Source organism: Ancylobacter sp. FA202 (assembly GCF_000380205.1).
Taxonomy (GTDB): domain Bacteria; phylum Pseudomonadota; class Alphaproteobacteria; order Rhizobiales; family Xanthobacteraceae; genus Ancylobacter.
This window is the reverse complement of sequence record NZ_KB904820.1, coordinates 1-16,089: the sequence shown is the minus strand read 5'-3', so window position 1 is coordinate 16,089 and position 16,089 is coordinate 1. Positions and strand designations below refer to the sequence as shown.

Here is a 16,089-nt window from a genome sequence, read left to right as displayed (position 1 = left end):
ATGGCTCCCTCCCGTGCGCGGTGCGCCACGTCGCTCGTAACGATCACGTCCCTTCTGCTCGGATCGCTCGGCACGGCCGCCGCCCAGCAGGCCCAGCCGGCGCGCGCCAATCCGGGCTTTGTCGCGCCCGATTTCAATACCGCGTTCAACCAGACAGGGGCCGCGCCGGCAGCATCCGCGCCGGCCCGAGGCATCATCCGCAAGACCCTCGATGTCGGGCTCGGTCGCTCCTACGTCTTCAACGTGCCGCGCGCGGCGGCCGATGCCTATGTGGCTGATCCCAAGGTCGCCACTGCCACGGTGCAGACAGACCGACAGATCTACATCACCGGCATCGGCCCCGGCACCACCACCATTCTCATCAGCAGCGACGACGGCTCCCAGATCGCCGAGGTGGAGGTGCGCGTCGCGCGCGACGTCGGCAGCCTGAGCAGCATTCTTGCGGCCGCGCTCCCGGGCGCGTCCATCTCGGTCCGCATGTCCGCCGATTCCGTCGTCCTCTCCGGCGCGGTGCCCAGCGCCGCCGTCGCCACCAAGGCCATGGATATCGCGCAGGGCTTCGTCGGCTCGGCCGAGCGCGTCGTCAACGCCATGACCATCAGCGCCAGCGAACAGGTCATGCTGAAAGTGACGGTCGCCGAGGTGCAGCGGAATGTTCTCAAGCAGCTCGGCGTCAACGCCGCCGGCACCTGGGAAATCGGCGACGTCGCTATCGGCGGCGTCATGTCCAACCCCTTCGGCGTCGCCGGTCAGGCGCTGTCCTCAACGTCAGGGGTGATCTCGGGCTCCGATGGCACCCTGTCCGTCGAGGCCATGGAGCAGGTCGGCGTCGCCCGTACCCTCGCCGAACCCGTCCTGACGGCCATTTCCGGCGAGACCGCCAACTTCCTCGTCGGCGGCGAGGTGCCGATCCCGACCGGCGTCACCTGCACCAATGACAATTCGTGCCAACCCAGCATCGAATTCAAGAAATTTGGCGTGTCGCTGACCTTCGCCCCGACCGTGCTGTCCTCCGGCAACATCTCCCTGCGCGTTGCGACCGAAGTCTCCGAAGTCGATACGCAGAACCAGCTCACCTATCCGGTCAGCAACAACAGCACCGTCACCATCCCCGCCTTCAAGCTGCGCAAGCAGGAAACCACCGTGGAACTCCCCTCCGGCGGTTCCCTTGTAACGGCCGGGCTCATCCAGCAGGGCGGCCGGCAGGCGATCACCGGCGTGCCCGGCCTCATGCACCTGCCCGTCCTCGGGGCGCTCTTCCGCTCCCGTGACTATCAGCGCCAGGAAACCGAGCTTGTCATCATCGTGCAGCCGATGCTGGCGCGACCGCTGCACACCAAGCAGGCCACGCGACCCGATCAGGGTTTCGCCGACGCTCCCGATCCGCGCGCCGTGTTCTTCGGCCAGGTCAACCGCATCATCGCTCCTGCCAGCGGTCCCCGGAACACTCCCACCAAGGCCGGGCCTCCCGTCGCGAATGGCTACTACGGCCACGCCGGTTTCATCGTCGACTGATCCGAGGCACGATCATGAACAGCACCCATTTCTTCGCCGCCTCCCTGGTCGCACTCGCAGCCGCCGGCTGCACCCAGCAGCGTTTCGATACCGGCTACTACCCGTCCTCCGTCGATGCGCGACACCCTATCGAGCTGGTCGACGAGGCCCGAAGCCTGCCCGTCTATCCCTCCACACTTCGCGGGCTAGACAGGCGACAGGCCGATGACGTTGCGCAGTTCGCGCGCGCCTACCGGGCCGATAGCCGCAGCAATGTCATGATCCGCGTCCCCGCCGGGGCAGGGCGCGCTGATCCGCTCACCCGCCAGACCGTTTCCACCGTCCGTGCCGAGCTTGTCCGCCAGGGTGTCCCGGCCCGCGCCATCACCCAGGCGTCTTATGATGACGCCGGCATCACCAGCATCGCCCCCATCTACCTCTCCTACCGAGCCCTTGCTGCCGCCGTGCCCCATCCGTGCGGTCAATGGCCCTTCGATCTCGCCGGCGGGGGCGGGGGAGGGGGGCAGATTTCACAAGCCGCTGCCGACAATGAGTGGTGGTCGAACGAGCCCTATTGGAACTTCGGCTGCGCCTATCAGTCCAATATCGCCGCCCAGGCTCTCGATCCGCTCGACATTCAGCGGCCGCGCACCGCCGCCGCCGGCGACGCCGGCAAGCGGGTCAATGACGTGCGCGCCCTGCGCGAAGGCCGCGACCCCAGCACCGGCTACACCGCCGAGGCGATCTCCGTGCAAGACGCGGGAGGCCGTTGATGCTGGTCGCGGTCGACACCACCTCTCCCTCGCCCGAGCCGGGCATCCGCGCGCTGCCGCGGCTCTCTCTGGTGGCCGCTCACACGACAGCGCCGGTCGGCGCCGTCCTGTCCGCCGCGATCCGCCACGCCAGCATGTCGCGCGTCACCAGCCTCCTCGGAGAGGACGGCGTGCCCGGTCTCATTCGCGCCATCCAGCAGTTGGGCGCTGTTCCCGATATCGTCGCGATCGAGATGCAGCCCGGCCAGGGCGCCGATCAGCTGATGGCCGAGCTCGCGCTGCTCGCGCCCCATTGCGGTGAGGCCACCCAGGTTTTCGTCATCGGGCACCACAACGACATTTCGCTTTATCGCCGCCTGAAGCGCGAGGGTGCGGCGGACTATCTCGTCGCCCCCTTCGCGGCGGCAGACCTCATCCGCTCCATCGGCGATCACATCCTGTCGCGGCGCGAGAGCGACGGCGCGATCGGCGCCGTCACTCTCGTCATCGGGGCACGCGGCGGCGTCGGCGCCACCTCCATCGCGGCCAACCTCGCATGGCTCGGGGCACGCTCGGGCTCCAGCCTGCTCCTCGATATGTCCGCGCCCATGTCGTCGCTACCGGGCCTTCTGGTCGAGTCCATCCCCGACCTGTCGCGCATGCTCTACCAGCCTTTCGAGCTGGATCAGGAGATGCTCGACAAAATCACAATGAGCACGCCGCTTTCGCCGAACCTCGGCATTGTCAGCGCCGAGAGCGACTTTGGCGCCAGCGTCGATCGGCGGGGCATTCCCAGCCTTCTCAACACCGCCCGCAAATCCGCCCGCACGGTCGTGACGGACTTCCCGGCATGGCTCCTCGGACCCGATACCCTTTCGGCCCTCGCCAGGGCCGATCACCTGGTCCTCGTCGCGACACCCGATTTTGTCGCGATACCCCGCGCCAGCGCCATACTGCGCGAGATCCGCGCCGTCGACGGTCCCGACCCCGTTCTGGTGCTCAACCAGGCCGGGCAGGCGGGACGCGCCGAACAGGAATGGTCTGTCGGAGAGGTCGCGCGGGCCTTGAATGTCAGTCCGGGCACCGTTGTGACGGTTCCTGCCGAGCCGAAGATCTTCGCCGACGCGGAAGCCGAAGGCTCCCTTGTCGCCGCCAGCGCACCGGACAGCGCGGCCGCCGGCGCTCTTCGGGCTCTCTATGCGCGCATCGCCCCCGGCGATCCGGCCGCCGCGCCCCCTCTTGCCACCTCGTCGGCGCGCAGCGGGCCGCTGGCCGCCCTGCGCGACCTTCCCACCCGCCTGTTGTCCCCCTTCAGGAAGTGAACGCCGCTATGGCTCTCTTTGGCACCAGGACCAAACTCCCGGCCCCCCCGGCGGCTTCCGTGCACAAGCCCGAGCTGATCCAGCTCGCGCCGGTCTCCACCATTCGCGCCGAGGATCGCGAACGCCTCGATGCCGTCCGCAACCGCACGGCCGACACCCTGTTCAAGGCGGCTGACACCTTCGGTCCGGCCGATCCGGCGGCGCTGAATTCGGACGCCTTCCGCGCCGAGGTCAACAACGCCATCCGTCAGACGCTGCAGTCCGACCCGCAGGCCGGCTTTCTCAAAGCGGCGGATCGCGAATGGCTGATCAACGACCTGACCGCCGAAATGTGCGGTTTCGGGCCGCTGGAACCCCTTTTGGCGCGCGACGATATCTCGGAAATCATGGTCAACGGCACGGGTGACATACACCTCGAAATCGCCGGCGCCATGGTGCAGAGCGACATTCGCTTTCGCAGCGAAGACGCCTTGCAGCGCATCGCCAAGCGCATGGTCGAAGAAACCGGCCGGCGCGTCGATACATCCTCGCCGATCTGCGACGCCCGCCTGAAAGATGGCTCGCGCATCAACGTCACCCTGCCGCCGATCGCGGTCGACGGCACCATCCTGACCATCCGGAAATTCCGCAAGGAACGCCTCACCCTCGAACAACTTGTCGCCGCCGGTTCGCTCAGTCCCGAGACCATGGACGTCATCGCCGTCATCGGCCGGTGCCGCCTCAACATCCTGATTTCCGGCGGCACGGGTTCCGGCAAGACCACCCTGCTGAATTGCGTGTCTTCCTGCGTCGACGAGCGCGAGCGCATCGTGACCTGCGAGGACACCGCCGAACTCCAGCTGCAGAAGCCCCACGTCGTCCGCATGGAGACCCGGGCCGCGAATGCGGAGGGAACCGGCGAAGTCACAATGCGGCAGCTCGTCCGCAACGCGCTCCGTCAACGCCCGCACCGCATCATCGTTGGCGAGGTGCGCGGCGAAGAGGCGGTCGACCTGATCCAGGCGATGAACACGGGCCACAGCGGCTCCATGGGCACCGTGCACGCCAATGACCCCCGGCTCGCCCTCTCCCGCATGGAAGCGCTTGTTCGGACGGCGCCGGGCTACCAGTCCGTGCCAAGCCTGAATATCAAGCGCGACCTCGCCGACTCGCTCGACGTCATCATTCAGACCGAGCAGCTGATCGACGGCAAGCGCGTGGTGACGCACGTCACCGACGTTCTGCGCGTCGAGGGCGAGACGATCACCACGGAAGACCTGATCGTCTACGACCACGCGCGCGGCCGACATGTCGGCAAGGGGCAGCTGCGCCCCTCCTTCTACCGGGTTGCCGAACGCTATGGCCTCGCCGAGCGCCTGGCCTCCGCGCTGTCGACCCTCAACATGACCGCGAGGGAGCCGTGATGCAGACCCTCGCAGCTCTGTTTGGCGGCTTTTCCGTGTCGCTGCTCGTGGTGGCCTCGTTCTATCCGTACCTCCGGCCCTCGCTGGCGGACGACCGCAAGCGAGCCTTTGTGGATCGCACAAGAGCGGCCCTGTTCGGGGATGAACGCACGGCGAGACACGCACGCCGTCAGATGATCATGGATCGCCTCGCTCAGCTCAGCCGTGACGAGCAGGCCCGCAGCAGCGCCGGCGATCGCGCCCGCGCCGTCGAACTCCGCCTGGAACGGTCGGGCCTGTCCTGGTCCAGATCACACTATCGCCGCGTGCAGATCGGCGTCAGCGGCCTCGTCTTCCTCGTCCTTCTTGTTCCCACGGGATCGGCCATCATCTCCCTGCCGCTTGCCATAGCGGCCGGCATCATGCTTCCCGCCGCCTATCTGGAGCGCAAGATCGCGGCGCGGTACGCCGCGTTCTCGCAAGAGCTTCCGAATGCCCTCGATGTGCTGGTGCGCGGAACCCGCGCCGGTCTGCCCGTCTCAGAATGCATCCGCTCCGTCGCCAAGGAGGCTGCCGAGCCCGTCCGGACGGAATTCGAGCTGGTCGTTCATGCACAGGGCATCGGTGCCTCGCTAACAGACGCAACCGAAATGCTGGCCCACCGGGTGCCCATATCAGACACCCGGTTCCTCGCCATCGCCATCAGCATCCAGGAGACCGAGGGCGGCGCCATCGCCGACACCCTCGGCAATCTCTCGAACACGCTGCGCGAGCGCCGCAAGCTCAACGAGAAGATCGAGGCCATGGGGTCATCCGCGCGCTCCAGCGCGAAGGCCCTCGCCGCGATGCCGTTCCTGCTGCTGGGCCTGACCTACTTCATGGACCCCGAGCGAACCCAGGTCCTCTGGACCACGACGAGCGGGCGCATCGTTACCGCTGTCTGCATCGTCTGGGTGCTGATCGGCTTCTTTGTGCTGAAGCGGATGCAAGACAACGCCATGAGCGGCGGGTGAGCATCATGTCAGCGCAGCTAGCACTCGCCTCCGCTCTTATCGGCGTCTCGGTTTTCACAGCTCTGCATGCGCTGTCCATGGGCCGCGCCCGCGACCGGAGCCGCCCTCGCATGCTGGCCGGCACGCCCGCCGTCCCGGCTCGGCCCGCGCCCTATCGCGACGCCGTCGCCGACTATCTCGTGCGGACCCTCGCCCTCAGAAAGTGGTTCGCCATGGAGAACATGCGGGACCGGCTTCATCGCGCCGGCAAGCGCGGCACGCGCGCCGAGGCCACCTATCTCGCGGCGAAGTTCCTGTTTCCCTTCGCCGGTATGGCGATAGGCGTAATCTATTTCGGCGTCCTCGATGTGATGGCGCTGCCCCTGCCGCTGAAACTGAGCGCCGTAGTCTTCGCCGCCTATATCGGCATGAAGGTCCCGGACATTCTCGTCGACCGCGCCACGCGCAAGCGCCAGGCGTCCATTCAGGACGCTTGGCCCGACGCTCTCGACTTGATGATCATTCTCGTCGAGGGCGGGCAGTCGATCGACGCCGCGCTGCGGCGCGTCGCAACGGACATCAGCATCCGCTCGCGCGCGCTTGCCGAGGATCTGACGATCCTCATCACCGAAATGTCCCTGCTGCCGGAAAAGCGGACCGCCTTTGAGAATTTCGGCCGTCGCTCCGACGTGGTCGAAGTCAAAAGCGCCTGCATGGCCTTCATCCAGTCGGATGAACAGGGAACCGAAATCGGGCCAGCTTTCAGAGCCCTCGCTGCCGACGGCCGCACCATCCGCATGTCCCGCATCGAGAAAAAAGCGGCCGCCACAGCCGCGATCATGGCCCTTCCCGTCGCCGTTTTCTTCCTCCTGCCCCTGATGGTCCTCGCGGTCATGCCCGCCGCCATCGAATTCTTGCACTGGAACTGACAATGACCGGACTCTTCAAGAGACATATCGACCGCCTGTGCTCCTCCTCCGAGGGAAGCGTCGCCGTGTTCGTCGGGCTGTTCCTCGTCGCCGCCCTCGGCGCCGGCGTCATGGTGGTCGACTACACGCGCGCCTCCACCCTGCAGAGCAAGTTGCAGCATGCCATGGATACCTCAGTGGGCGAGGCCGCACGCGGCAAAACCGACGCGCAGGTGATCGCCCTCGCCAAGGCCCAGATCGCCGAATTTCTCAAAGACGGAAACTATGCGTCCGTCGACGCAGCAGACTTCTCCATCACCCGTGACAATGGTCGCGTAACCCTCTCCGGCACGCTTCCCTACAGCCCCCTGTTCGGCCCGCTTTACGGACTGGTTGCGCCGTCCGGCAATCTGCTCGTCGCCTCCGGCTCGACCGCTCGTGAAGCCGTCTGTACGCCGCTGGCGTCCGAACGTCGCTGGAGCGCGAAGACCGGAGCGTGCGCCGCCGGCCAAACCGGCAGCCATACCTGGGAGGCCGAAGAAGAACGAACCTCGTCCTGTGCGGCGGGTGCCTCGGAACCGAGCTGGAGCGGCTGGGTCGCGACGGGCGCTGTTCGCACCGACGTCAACACCTGCGTCGCCTCAACCTGCACTTGGGTGCGCGTGGGCACGGCCCATGCTTGCCTCGCGTGGGGAGAGGGTAATCCCAAGGGCGGAGAGACCGGCGGCGGAACGTGTTATTCCCAGGCCGAGCTAATGGCGCAGGCGACCGCCACCGTGGAGGCCGGTCAGTCCACGCCTCAATTCGAGATGTTCTCGGCGAAACCCGGCCAAAAGGGGCCATCATGGGCGCGTGGTCGCCAGTGCTGGTCCTATCAAGGGGCGCTTTGCAGCCAGAGCGGCGCCACTCTCAACCGCAACCTGTTTTATGAAATCCGCTGCGACTGACATGTATCAGCGACATGAACAGTTGAAGGCGAGCGGAAACCATATGCAAAAGCTCCTTTGCGTGGGCACGATCTTGCCAGGGCTGCTGTTAGCCGGGTGCTCATCTCTCACAAAACCGGCGGCTTTCGCCGCCGGTTCCCCCTCTTCCTCTGTCATCGCGGAAGCCCAGGCCCTTCAAGCCCAGGGCCAGCGCGAACAGGCCACGGCCGTCCTTCGGGTCGCGGCCGTGAAGAACCCCAATGATCGCGAGCTTCGTGCCGCCTATGGCAAGAGCCTCCTGAATGCCGGCCAGGTCGGAGACGCCGAACGTGTCCTCGCTCAGGCCCATACGCCCGATCGCCCGGACCCGTCCGTCCTCAGCGCCCAGGGGGTGGCGGCCGCGCAGAAGGGCGACTACGCGACCGCGCTCGCCTTCTTCGATCGCTCGCTCAATCTGCGCCAGGACCCGCGCGTCATGTCCAACAAGGCCATGACGCTCGCACTCGCCGGCCGCCTGCCCGAGGCCGAAGCCCTCGCCAAACAGGCCGCCGAGAGCCCCGACGCCGATGCGCGCGTGCGGCAGTCCTACGCCCTTGTCCTCGCCATGCAGGGCAAGGGCGACGCCGCCGCTGAAACCTATGCCCGGGACCTGTCCGCCGACCAGGCGGCCGCGAACGTGGCCCTCGTGCAGAAGATGCGGCGGCAGGGCGTATAGCCCTGCCACGTTCCTCCCTAACTCGCGCCGGGGCTGGCTCACTTGCTCCGGCGCCCTTTCTCAAACACGATATCCGCCGCCGATCGGGAGACAGGCCATGCCGACCTCCATACAGTCCGGGCCGCACGTCGACATCACCGATCAGGAGATCGACAGCGCGATCGCCGCATGTGGTGGAGATCCGCGCGAGGCCATCCGCGCCCTGCTCGTCGGTCAGGCATGGCTGCAGCACGACATCGAGGCCGCCCGACGCGGCTCATGCGCAGGGTTCAGCAGAAAGATCCCCGCCGACCGCATCGCTCAGTCCTGAACCTCGGCGGGGACGGGCTTCCTCCAGGCCGCGGCGTTGCCCTTTTTGCCGGGAACGCGCTCGATCAGGCCTCGATCGCGGAGGCGGTAGAAAACCTCCTTCATCTGATTCTCGGAGCGGATGCCGGTCAGGTCCCTCGCGAGCTTGTTCCGGATCTCCTCGTTGTTCGCGAGGTATTCGATGATAAGCTCTTCCGGCGAGGCGAGGGGGGTGTGCGGAATGGTGACGACGACGTAGTTGTTCTCCTCTTGGAGCTTAGGGCTTTGGAGCTTCCACTCTTTCATCTTCTGGAACGCAGTGTTCAGACCCTCACCGAGATCCTTGTTCGGTGGCGTCTTATAACGCGCCAGGCAGCGGACGATTTTTGAATTCCGGCTGTAGCGAACGTCGAGGAAGTTTTCGGTAGTAACGAATCCCGGCAAGCGCCCCGGGCTACGAATCTCGATCCTGTCCTGGAAGATGACGACCTGGATGTCGTCGGCGATCGAGTAATCCCGATGGATAACAGCGTTGACTAGAATCTCCCAGATCGCCTCGGGCGGGTAGTCGACCTTCTTGTATCCGTCCTTCGTCTGGATGCTGATGTTGGACATGATAGACTGGATCTCGGCCACGGCGCGGTGGATCAGGTTATAGAGAGGCCCAGAGATCGTGATGTTTTTCTTGAGATGCTCGCGCTCGGGAACGATCTGACGGGTGTCATAGAACACTATCTTGATGCCGCACCGGCGGGGGAAGACGGCTTGCGGATTTTCGTTGAAGAGAAGGACGCCTGCGGAGTTGGGCACGTAACTCTTCCGATCGATGAGGCCCTCGTTTACGCAAAACGCCAGCGGTTCCTGCGGGGGGGTGATCTCCGCGCAGAATTCGGCGAGGACTTTGGAGTCAACGATGTCCTCCGCGGTCAGATTAGGAAGCACGGTATCCTCGTAGCTTGCTGCGCCCTTGGCGAAGGCGAGCGCCGTCACTTTTGCCGGATCGGTTACGGGGAGGGATTGTGCGCCTCTGCGCTGATAAACCTTGCCGTCGGCGGTGGTGGATACGTTCACGCTTTTGGCAACGAACACACGGAGGACGACGTTTGGGTAGGATTCGGCCTTCAGGAACTCGTGGCGGAAGTCGATCGCCGGGTTGAGGTTGACGAGCGCCTGAATGTGACTGTTGAAGTCCTCCGGATTTGGCAGGCCCTGCCAACGTTTCGTGACGTCCGGTTCGTCCTTGTCGTCCGCAATTCCGATGACAATTTCGCCGCCATCAGCGTTGGCGAAAGCGACGGCGATTTTCTGTATGCCTCGCCCGTCGATTTTCGCGGCCTTGCGGTCGAAGAAATCGCCTTCGACGCGGCCGGCTACGGCGATCGCATCTTGGCGCGTCACATTAATGTAGTCGTCCATGCGTCCCCCGCCGAGTCATGCTGACAATAATGAGCACCTTGCTCGTCCGAGTAGCAAGTGCGGTTGTCCAAGGCCCAACCGTTCAGCATGTGAGGCTCATTGCCCGAGGGCACACAGAGCGCGCCAGGCGCGCCAGTCGCTTTCGTGAAGCGCGTGGGGCCAGGGGGCGCTGCCCCCTCTGCCCCAGCAAGGGCGATGACGCCACCCCCCAGCATTCGGCCGCAAAGCGGCCTGCCATGCCGGCGCTCCGCGCCGCCCTCCGGGTGGGCGGTCCCCCCCGTCATCATCCCCCTTGCCCCCAACTCCCCCGGTCTCCGCGACCCTCAGGAAGCAGGACGCAGCCTGCTTCGCAGCGAAAAAGGGGAAGACAGATGACCGACACCACCACCGACCTGCACACCATCCCCCTCAACAAGCTGGTTCCCAGCCCCGCGAACGTCCGTCGCTTCCGGTCCGATGCAGGCATCACCGAACTCGCCGCCAGCCTCCACGCCCACGGCCAGCTGCAAAATCTCGTCGTCAGCAAGGGGAGCAAGGGCAAGTTTGAAGTCGTGGCCGGCGCCCGCCGCCTCGCCGCCTTCGCCCTGCTGGCGAAAGAGGGCAAAATCACAAAGGATCATGGCATCATGTGCCAGTTCCGTACCGAGGCCAACAATGCCGAACTCTCGTTGGCCGAGAACATCGTGCGCGAGCGCATGAGCGAGGTGGACGAAATCGCCGCCTTCCGCACCCTCTCCGAAGGCGGGTTGCCCCCGGAGGAAATCGCCGCCCGGTTCGGCATTTCGCACATGACGGTGCGGCGGCGCCTCAAGCTCGCCCACCTGTCCCCCCGTATCCTCGCCGCCATGGGCGAGGGGGATATCACCCTTGAGCAGGCCGAAGCTCTCGCCCTGTCCGACGATCACGCCGAGCAGGAAGCCGCATGGTTCGACGCCACGGGCTACTATGCTCGCGAGCCCCGAACGATCCGTGAAACTCTCAGCCGCGAGCATGTGAAGGGTGATCATCGTTTCGCGCGCTGCATTGGGTTGGAAGCCTATGAGCAGGCCGGCGGCGCCGTATCCCGCGACCTCTTTTCCGCCGCGAGCGATGTCTATCTGACGGATCGCCCCTTGCTCACCCGCATGGTCGTGGAGAAGCTGAACGAAGAAGCCGAGGTGCTGGCCGCCGAGGGCTGGGGTTGGGCGGAACCCGACCTTGAGGGCAACCTGCATTATGCGTCCGGTTATCACCGCATCTATCCCACGCGGCGGGAGCCGACGCCGGAGCAGCAGGCCGAGATTGAGGCGCTACAGGCCGAAGCCGATGCGCTTACCGAAACGCTCAACGCCGACGATGGCACCGAGGCCGAGCTTGAAGCCGCCTCCGAGCGTTACGACGCCGTGCAGGAGTGCCTTGAAGCACTGTACGACGCAATGACCACCTATGACCCCGCTTTGATCGGCAAGGCCGGTTGCGTGGTCAGTGTCGGTCGCGACGGTTCGATGCAGATTTCCCGTGGCCTTGTGCGGGCCGACGACTGGAAGGCTGTCGAGGCCATCAGGAACGGCGCGACCGCCGAGGAAGCCGACGCGCTGGTGACGGACGAGGCTACCGACGACGACGCGCCCGCGATTTCTTCCGTGCTGGTGGAAGAACTGACAGCCCAGCGCACCGCCGCGCTGCGCATCACGCTCGCCGGCCGGCCGGATATCGCCCTTGCCGCCAGCCTTCACCCGCTTCTGATCCGCGCCTTCTACAAGAACAGCATGGGCTATGCGTCCTTTGAGAGCGCCGTGGAGCTTCGCGGCGAGCAGAAGGACCTGACGCCGGCGATCCAGAACCCCGCCGCCTGCGCCGCTCTCACGGGCTGGAATGACCTGATCGAGCGCATCAACCAGTCTTTGCCCGGCGACGTGGCCGAGCTTTGGGAATGGCTCATCGAGCAGAAGCTGCCGACCCTGCTGGACCTGCTGGCCGTGGTGACGGCGATCAACCTCAATGCCGTGCAGATGCGCCACGAGAAAAAGCGCCCGGTGCGCCTTGCCCGCGCCGATGAAATCGCCCGCGCCGTGAACTTCGACATCACCCGGCACTTCAAGGCAGACCAAGCGTTCCTTGAGCGCCTGTCCAAGAAGCAGCTTGCCGATATCCTCGCCTCGCAGGACGTGCCGGCCGACCGGATCGCCAGCATGCAGAAGCTGCCCAAGTATGAGGCCGTGATCCGTACCGTTGCCGAGATGCGCGCCGACTACGTGCCGGCCTGCATCGAGACCCCGGCTTTCCCCGACACGGCCGAGGACATCGAGGACGCCGAGGACATGGGCGACGACGACAGGGGCGACGACGTGGCGCTTGCCGCCGAGTGAGCAACGGGCCGGGGCGTATCGCGCCCCGGCCACCTTTCATCGCGGGGACGCAACATGACAGACCACCCGGAAACAGCACTGCGCCGCCTCTGGACTGAACAGGGCGTGCCGACTGAGCAGCAGAACCGGATGATTGAGCAAATCAAGGCCAAGGCGCAGACGGGCCAGCACGTCGGTCCTTTTGTCATCAAGGCGACGCCAAGCGGCTGAGGCGCCGAGCGCGGCCGCCGCGCGGATCGACCGCGCAGCGGGCCGCCGCGAGAGTGGGGCTTTGCCACCCCTCTCGCCTCTCCCCCCTCGATGCCGGCGACGACATCCACATTCACATAGAGCGCGCCAGGGCGCGCGAGATCCATCGTAAGCGCGTGGGGCCAGGGGGCGCCGCCCCCTCATCCCCAGCAAGGGCGATGACGCCACCCCCCAGCATTCGGCCGCAAGCGGCCTGCCATGCCGGCGCTCCGCGCAGCCCTCCGGGTGGGCGGTCCCCCCCGTCATCATCCCCCTTGCCCCCCAACTCCCCCGGTCTCCGCGACCCTCAGGAAGCAGGACGCAGCCTGCTTCGCAGCGAAAGGAGAAGGAAGACCATGGCCGAGCCCGTAACAATTCAGCCCGAGGGCGCGCCGGCGCCGCTGCCCATAACGTTCTCATACTGCTACCCGACCGGAATCATTGGCTTCGGCCGGCATGTCCCCGAGGGCGCCTTTTCCCTGCTGCATGGCGATGACGAGACGGTGCGGGATATCGTGACCATCCATGCGCGCCACGCCTATGACGGGCACACCCTGATCGTGCCGGGCTTCCCCGAGGCCGACACCGCCGACGAGGCCAGCGATGCGGCTATCGCCTTCTATCGCCGGCTCCTGATGGCTCTGGAAAGGCGGATGGCATGACCGACGACATTTTCACAGAGGCCGAGCTGTTCAACTGCTGGACCGGCGGCAAGCCCCCGACAACCGAAGAAATCGCCCTGTTCGACTGGCTGGAGGTTGGCGGCGTGCGCGATGTTTCCATGCCCTTCGATGACGGGACGATTTTCGAGGCGTGCGACGACGCCGATGCAGAACTGTGGTCCGTCTATGGACGGTATCGGCCGACCGAGACGCATGCCGGGTGCGAGTGCATCACCGATGGCCCGGCGGGCGATATGGCCCGCGCCGTGGCGATTGCCGAGCACCTTGGGCAGCTCTGGGGGCTTCCCGTCAAACGGCGCTAGCTCATAGGCGCGCCCAGCGGAGACATTCTTAACATCGAGGACGATAAGAAACGGGATCGAATTTGAGGGCAGAAGCAGCCGGCGCGAAGCCAGCCCGCGCCACCGGGAAGATTGGCCTCCCGGCCGAGGCAACGGGCCTTGCCCTCAAATGGAGGACACGCAATGTGGTTTATACCGCTGAGTGTGTCGTTTAGTTTGAAGAAAACCCGGAGCGGCTGGCAGGCCGCGCTCCGGGTCTCGATCTTCATCTAGGCGCAAAGCTGGGGAGCGGGCGAAAGTCCGCTCCCCTACCTCCACTTATATAGCACACCCCCGATCCAGGTTGAAGTGCCGTGCGCGGCCGCCGCGCGGATCGACCGCGCAGCGGCCCGCTGCGAGAGTGGGGCTTTGCCACCCCTCTCGCCTCTCCCCCCCTCGATGCCGGCGACGACATTCCGGTGGCTATAGAAACAGGCCGGCCTCACCTCGTTCACGGACGGACCATGTCCCGCCCATCAGTCAGCCCAAACCATTCTTCTTCGATCATCCGGCTATGCGATAGATGCTCCATTAATACTTTTCGCCCCAACGGCACGCCGCCAAGATTTATAAGGCATTGTCCGAAGAATCTTATTACCCTCCGCCCTGCAAGGTTCTGCCTTTCGTCCTCACCCGCCTCGTCAACAAGGTAGGCCCCAGACATTATCTTTGATGTATAGTGCTCTGTTGCGCGCATCATGGCCGTCTTCCGGCCTATGACGATCGGCTCGTAACCGAGCCCGCGATTGCCGATGACACATTCAATAAGGGCTATATTGTGCCATTCATCCAAAAAGGCGTTGAACCCTATAGACGTGGCATGGCTGCTGTATTCCGATCGAACGTACTCTAGGTTTTTTCTCTCGAATTCCTCGATGTCATTTGATGCTCGGTACAGCGCGTGCCGCCTCATCAATGTTTCATCATCGAGCTTTTCATAATGGGATATTGGCTCAAACATCGCACTAACCCTGTAGCTGCAACCATATTTACAGAGATAATTCCATCTGTAATTACAAGCGGCCGCATAGGATTTATCAAGCCCTCCAAGCCTTCTATACAAGTCATCCCGCCGCGGCGCGTCGTGACCGGGCTCTATGCGCCAGGCGCACCGAGCCACCAGCTGCGCCGGCGTCTCGTCCCTCTCGGGTGACGATCCCTTGCCCAAGGGCACATAGGGCGCGCCGAGCGCGCGAGATCCATCGTCAGAGCGCGGGGCCAGGGGGCGCTGCCCCCTCTGCCCCAGCAAGGGCGATGACGCCACCCCCCAGCATTCGGCCCTAAAGGGCCTGCCATGCCGGCGCGTAAACGCGCCGCCCTCCGGGTGGGCGGTCCCCCCCGTCATCATCCCCCTTGCCCCCCAACTCCCCCGGTCTCCGCGACCCTCAGGAAGCAGGACGCAGCCTGCTTCGCAGCGAAAAAGGGGAAGACAGATGGCAAAGCTCACCAAGGCCCAGATCAAGGCCCACAAGGAAGCCGAGGCGATCCTGACCAAGGACTGTCTGTCTGATGATGAGCGCGCCTTTGTCTTCGACAACTGGCACGAGGGGGCGACCCACAACAACGGCACGGCGGGCGCGTTCTTCACTCCCGACGGCCTTGCTGGGGATTGCGCCATTGATGCCGTCGCCGGCCGTGTCATCGACCTGTGCGCGGGTATCGGCGTTCTCGCTTCCAACGTGATCGCGCTGGGTTCCTCCCGGCCCGCTGTCCGGGAAATGGTGTGCGTCGAGATCAATCCGCGTTACGCCGAGATTGGCCGCAAGCTGGTGCCCGAGGCCCGTTGGATCGTTGCCGACGTGATGGACTGGCGCAACTGGTGGAAGGCCGACCTTGGAGGCGCGACGTTCAACAGCGCTATTTCTAATCCCCCGTTCGGGAAGGTGCCCCGCAGCGGCCGAGGCCCGCGCTATCACGGCCCGGAATTTGAGTTTCACGTCATCGACATTGCGAGCCAGATTGCCGATCGCGGCACGTTCATCATCCCGCAGATGTCTTCGAGCTTCGTCTATTCCGGCGCGCAGTTCTACGATCGCAGGAAGGAGGGGCGCGGCGTCGACTTCGAGCGGTTGACCGGCCTGCACATGGAATGCGGAATCGGCGTCGATACCACCTTTTACCGGGACAGCTGGAAAGACGTTTCTCCCCTCTGTGAAATTGTCACCATCGAGTTCGCGCCAGCCCGCGAGCGCAAGAGCGTGGCGGCCGAGCTTACCGCGTCCAGCTTTCACATTCCGGCACGCCCCGCCGAACAGCTCGCCCTGCTTTGAGGTGCGCTATGATCGAGCTTGCCCGCTACTCCCTCGAATGGCGCC

The 16,089-nt window shown here is 65.1% G+C and carries 16 protein-coding genes; 14 read left to right on the top strand and 2 right to left on the bottom strand.

Going from position 1 to position 16,089, the window contains the following annotated elements; translation table 11 throughout:
- The 9 genes from A3M1_RS0124375 (at position 1) to A3M1_RS0124330 (ending at position 8,801) form a co-directional block, all read left to right on the top strand.
- Entirely contained in the window at positions 1–1,515 is a 1,515-nt protein-coding gene (locus tag A3M1_RS0124375) for a type II and III secretion system protein family protein (protein WP_018391611.1), read from the top strand.
- Positions 1,516–1,529: 14 nt separating this feature from the next.
- Positions 1,530–2,267 carry a CpaD family pilus assembly lipoprotein gene (locus A3M1_RS0124370; RefSeq protein ID WP_018391610.1) on the top strand — a complete coding sequence of 246 codons (738 nt, stop codon included), beginning with the start codon at positions 1,530–1,532 and terminating at the stop codon, positions 2,265–2,267.
- Positions 2,267–3,568 (top strand): hypothetical protein, encoded by a 1,302-nt coding sequence (locus A3M1_RS0124365; protein WP_018391609.1) that lies wholly within the window; start codon positions 2,267–2,269, stop codon positions 3,566–3,568. Before A3M1_RS0124370 ends, A3M1_RS0124365 begins: the two co-directional genes overlap by 1 nt.
- 59 nt (positions 3,569–3,627) lie before the next feature.
- Positions 3,628–4,971, top strand: a complete 1,344-nt coding sequence (locus A3M1_RS0124360; RefSeq protein ID WP_245261964.1) for a CpaF family protein — start codon at positions 3,628–3,630, stop codon at positions 4,969–4,971.
- On the top strand, positions 4,971–5,963 hold the full coding sequence (locus tag A3M1_RS0124355) for a type II secretion system F family protein (RefSeq protein WP_018391607.1): 993 nt from the start codon (positions 4,971–4,973) through the stop codon (positions 5,961–5,963). Before A3M1_RS0124360 ends, A3M1_RS0124355 begins: the two co-directional genes overlap by 1 nt.
- Before the next feature lie 110 nt (positions 5,964–6,073).
- Positions 6,074–6,871 carry a type II secretion system F family protein gene (locus A3M1_RS0124350; RefSeq protein WP_018964223.1) on the top strand — a complete coding sequence of 266 codons (798 nt, stop codon included), beginning with the start codon at positions 6,074–6,076 and terminating at the stop codon, positions 6,869–6,871.
- Positions 6,872–6,873: 2 nt separating this feature from the next.
- Positions 6,874–7,797 (top strand): TadE/TadG family type IV pilus assembly protein, encoded by a 924-nt coding sequence (locus A3M1_RS0124345; RefSeq protein WP_018391605.1) that lies wholly within the window; start codon positions 6,874–6,876, stop codon positions 7,795–7,797.
- Positions 7,798–7,840: 43 nt separating this feature from the next.
- Entirely contained in the window at positions 7,841–8,491 is a 651-nt protein-coding gene (locus A3M1_RS26265; RefSeq protein ID WP_198291198.1) for a tetratricopeptide repeat protein, read from the top strand.
- A 97-nt stretch (positions 8,492–8,588) separates the two neighbouring features.
- On the top strand, positions 8,589–8,801 hold the full coding sequence (locus tag A3M1_RS0124330) for a hypothetical protein (protein ID WP_018391602.1): 213 nt from the start codon (positions 8,589–8,591) through the stop codon (positions 8,799–8,801).
- On the opposite strand, the gene A3M1_RS0124325 is transcribed toward A3M1_RS0124330, so the two are convergent.
- Positions 8,792–10,195 carry an ATP-binding protein gene (locus tag A3M1_RS0124325; RefSeq protein WP_018391601.1) on the bottom strand — a complete coding sequence of 468 codons (1,404 nt, stop codon included), beginning with the start codon at positions 10,193–10,195 and terminating at the stop codon, positions 8,792–8,794. The genes A3M1_RS0124330 and A3M1_RS0124325 overlap by 10 nt on opposite strands.
- A gap of 236 nt (positions 10,196–10,431) precedes the next feature.
- Between A3M1_RS0124325 and A3M1_RS0124320 the strand changes: the two genes are divergently transcribed.
- The 4 genes from A3M1_RS0124320 to A3M1_RS0124305 all read left to right on the top strand — a co-directional run bounded on the left by A3M1_RS0124320 (position 10,432) and on the right by A3M1_RS0124305 (position 13,756).
- Positions 10,432–12,543 carry a ParB/RepB/Spo0J family partition protein gene (locus A3M1_RS0124320; protein ID WP_245261962.1) on the top strand — a complete coding sequence of 704 codons (2,112 nt, stop codon included), beginning with the start codon at positions 10,432–10,434 and terminating at the stop codon, positions 12,541–12,543.
- Positions 12,544–12,597: 54 nt separating this feature from the next.
- Positions 12,598–12,753: a hypothetical protein gene (locus A3M1_RS26810; protein ID WP_156029698.1), complete on the top strand. Its 156-nt coding sequence runs from the start codon at positions 12,598–12,600 to the stop codon at positions 12,751–12,753.
- Between the two features lie 374 nt (positions 12,754–13,127).
- Positions 13,128–13,433 (top strand): hypothetical protein, encoded by a 306-nt coding sequence (locus tag A3M1_RS0124310; RefSeq protein WP_018391599.1) that lies wholly within the window; start codon positions 13,128–13,130, stop codon positions 13,431–13,433.
- Positions 13,430–13,756, top strand: coding sequence for a hypothetical protein (locus tag A3M1_RS0124305; protein WP_018391598.1), 327 nt, complete (start codon positions 13,430–13,432; stop codon positions 13,754–13,756). Before A3M1_RS0124310 ends, A3M1_RS0124305 begins: the two co-directional genes overlap by 4 nt.
- A 469-nt stretch (positions 13,757–14,225) precedes the next feature.
- Here the strand turns inward: A3M1_RS0124305 and A3M1_RS0124295 are convergent, their stop codons facing one another.
- Positions 14,226–14,735, bottom strand: coding sequence for a hypothetical protein (locus tag A3M1_RS0124295; protein WP_245261960.1), 510 nt, complete (start codon positions 14,733–14,735; stop codon positions 14,226–14,228).
- A gap of 472 nt (positions 14,736–15,207) precedes the next feature.
- Between A3M1_RS0124295 and A3M1_RS0124290 the strand changes: the two genes are divergently transcribed.
- Complete coding sequence (locus A3M1_RS0124290; protein WP_018391595.1) at positions 15,208–16,044, top strand: methyltransferase; 837 nt, start codon at positions 15,208–15,210, stop codon at positions 16,042–16,044.
- Positions 16,045–16,089: the final 45 nt, after the last annotated feature.

What these genes read in the sequence shown, in the direction of transcription:
- A3M1_RS26265 (WP_198291198.1), top strand. Translation starts at nt 7,841, where the DNA reads ATGCAAAAGCTCCTTTGCGTGGGCACGATCTTGCCAGGGCTGCTGTTA.
- A3M1_RS0124350 (WP_018964223.1), top strand. Translation starts at nt 6,074, where the DNA reads ATGCTGGCCGGCACGCCCGCCGTCCCGGCTCGGCCCGCGCCCTATCGC.
- A3M1_RS0124355 (WP_018391607.1), top strand. Translation starts at nt 4,971, where the DNA reads ATGCAGACCCTCGCAGCTCTGTTTGGCGGCTTTTCCGTGTCGCTGCTC.
- A3M1_RS0124290 (WP_018391595.1), top strand. Translation starts at nt 15,208, where the DNA reads ATGGCAAAGCTCACCAAGGCCCAGATCAAGGCCCACAAGGAAGCCGAG.
- A3M1_RS26810 (WP_156029698.1), top strand. Translation starts at nt 12,598, where the DNA reads ATGACAGACCACCCGGAAACAGCACTGCGCCGCCTCTGGACTGAACAG.
- A3M1_RS0124295 (WP_245261960.1), bottom strand. Translation starts at nt 14,735, where the DNA reads ATGTTTGAGCCAATATCCCATTATGAAAAGCTCGATGATGAAACATTG.
- A3M1_RS0124320 (WP_245261962.1), top strand. Translation starts at nt 10,432, where the DNA reads ATGCCGGCGCTCCGCGCCGCCCTCCGGGTGGGCGGTCCCCCCCGTCAT.
- A3M1_RS0124375 (WP_018391611.1), top strand. Translation starts at nt 1, where the DNA reads ATGGCTCCCTCCCGTGCGCGGTGCGCCACGTCGCTCGTAACGATCACG.
- A3M1_RS0124330 (WP_018391602.1), top strand. Translation starts at nt 8,589, where the DNA reads ATGCCGACCTCCATACAGTCCGGGCCGCACGTCGACATCACCGATCAG.
- A3M1_RS0124305 (WP_018391598.1), top strand. Translation starts at nt 13,430, where the DNA reads ATGACCGACGACATTTTCACAGAGGCCGAGCTGTTCAACTGCTGGACC.
- A3M1_RS0124370 (WP_018391610.1), top strand. Translation starts at nt 1,530, where the DNA reads ATGAACAGCACCCATTTCTTCGCCGCCTCCCTGGTCGCACTCGCAGCC.
- A3M1_RS0124310 (WP_018391599.1), top strand. Translation starts at nt 13,128, where the DNA reads ATGGCCGAGCCCGTAACAATTCAGCCCGAGGGCGCGCCGGCGCCGCTG.
- A3M1_RS0124345 (WP_018391605.1), top strand. Translation starts at nt 6,874, where the DNA reads ATGACCGGACTCTTCAAGAGACATATCGACCGCCTGTGCTCCTCCTCC.
- A3M1_RS0124325 (WP_018391601.1), bottom strand. Translation starts at nt 10,195, where the DNA reads ATGGACGACTACATTAATGTGACGCGCCAAGATGCGATCGCCGTAGCC.
- A3M1_RS0124365 (WP_018391609.1), top strand. Translation starts at nt 2,267, where the DNA reads ATGCTGGTCGCGGTCGACACCACCTCTCCCTCGCCCGAGCCGGGCATC.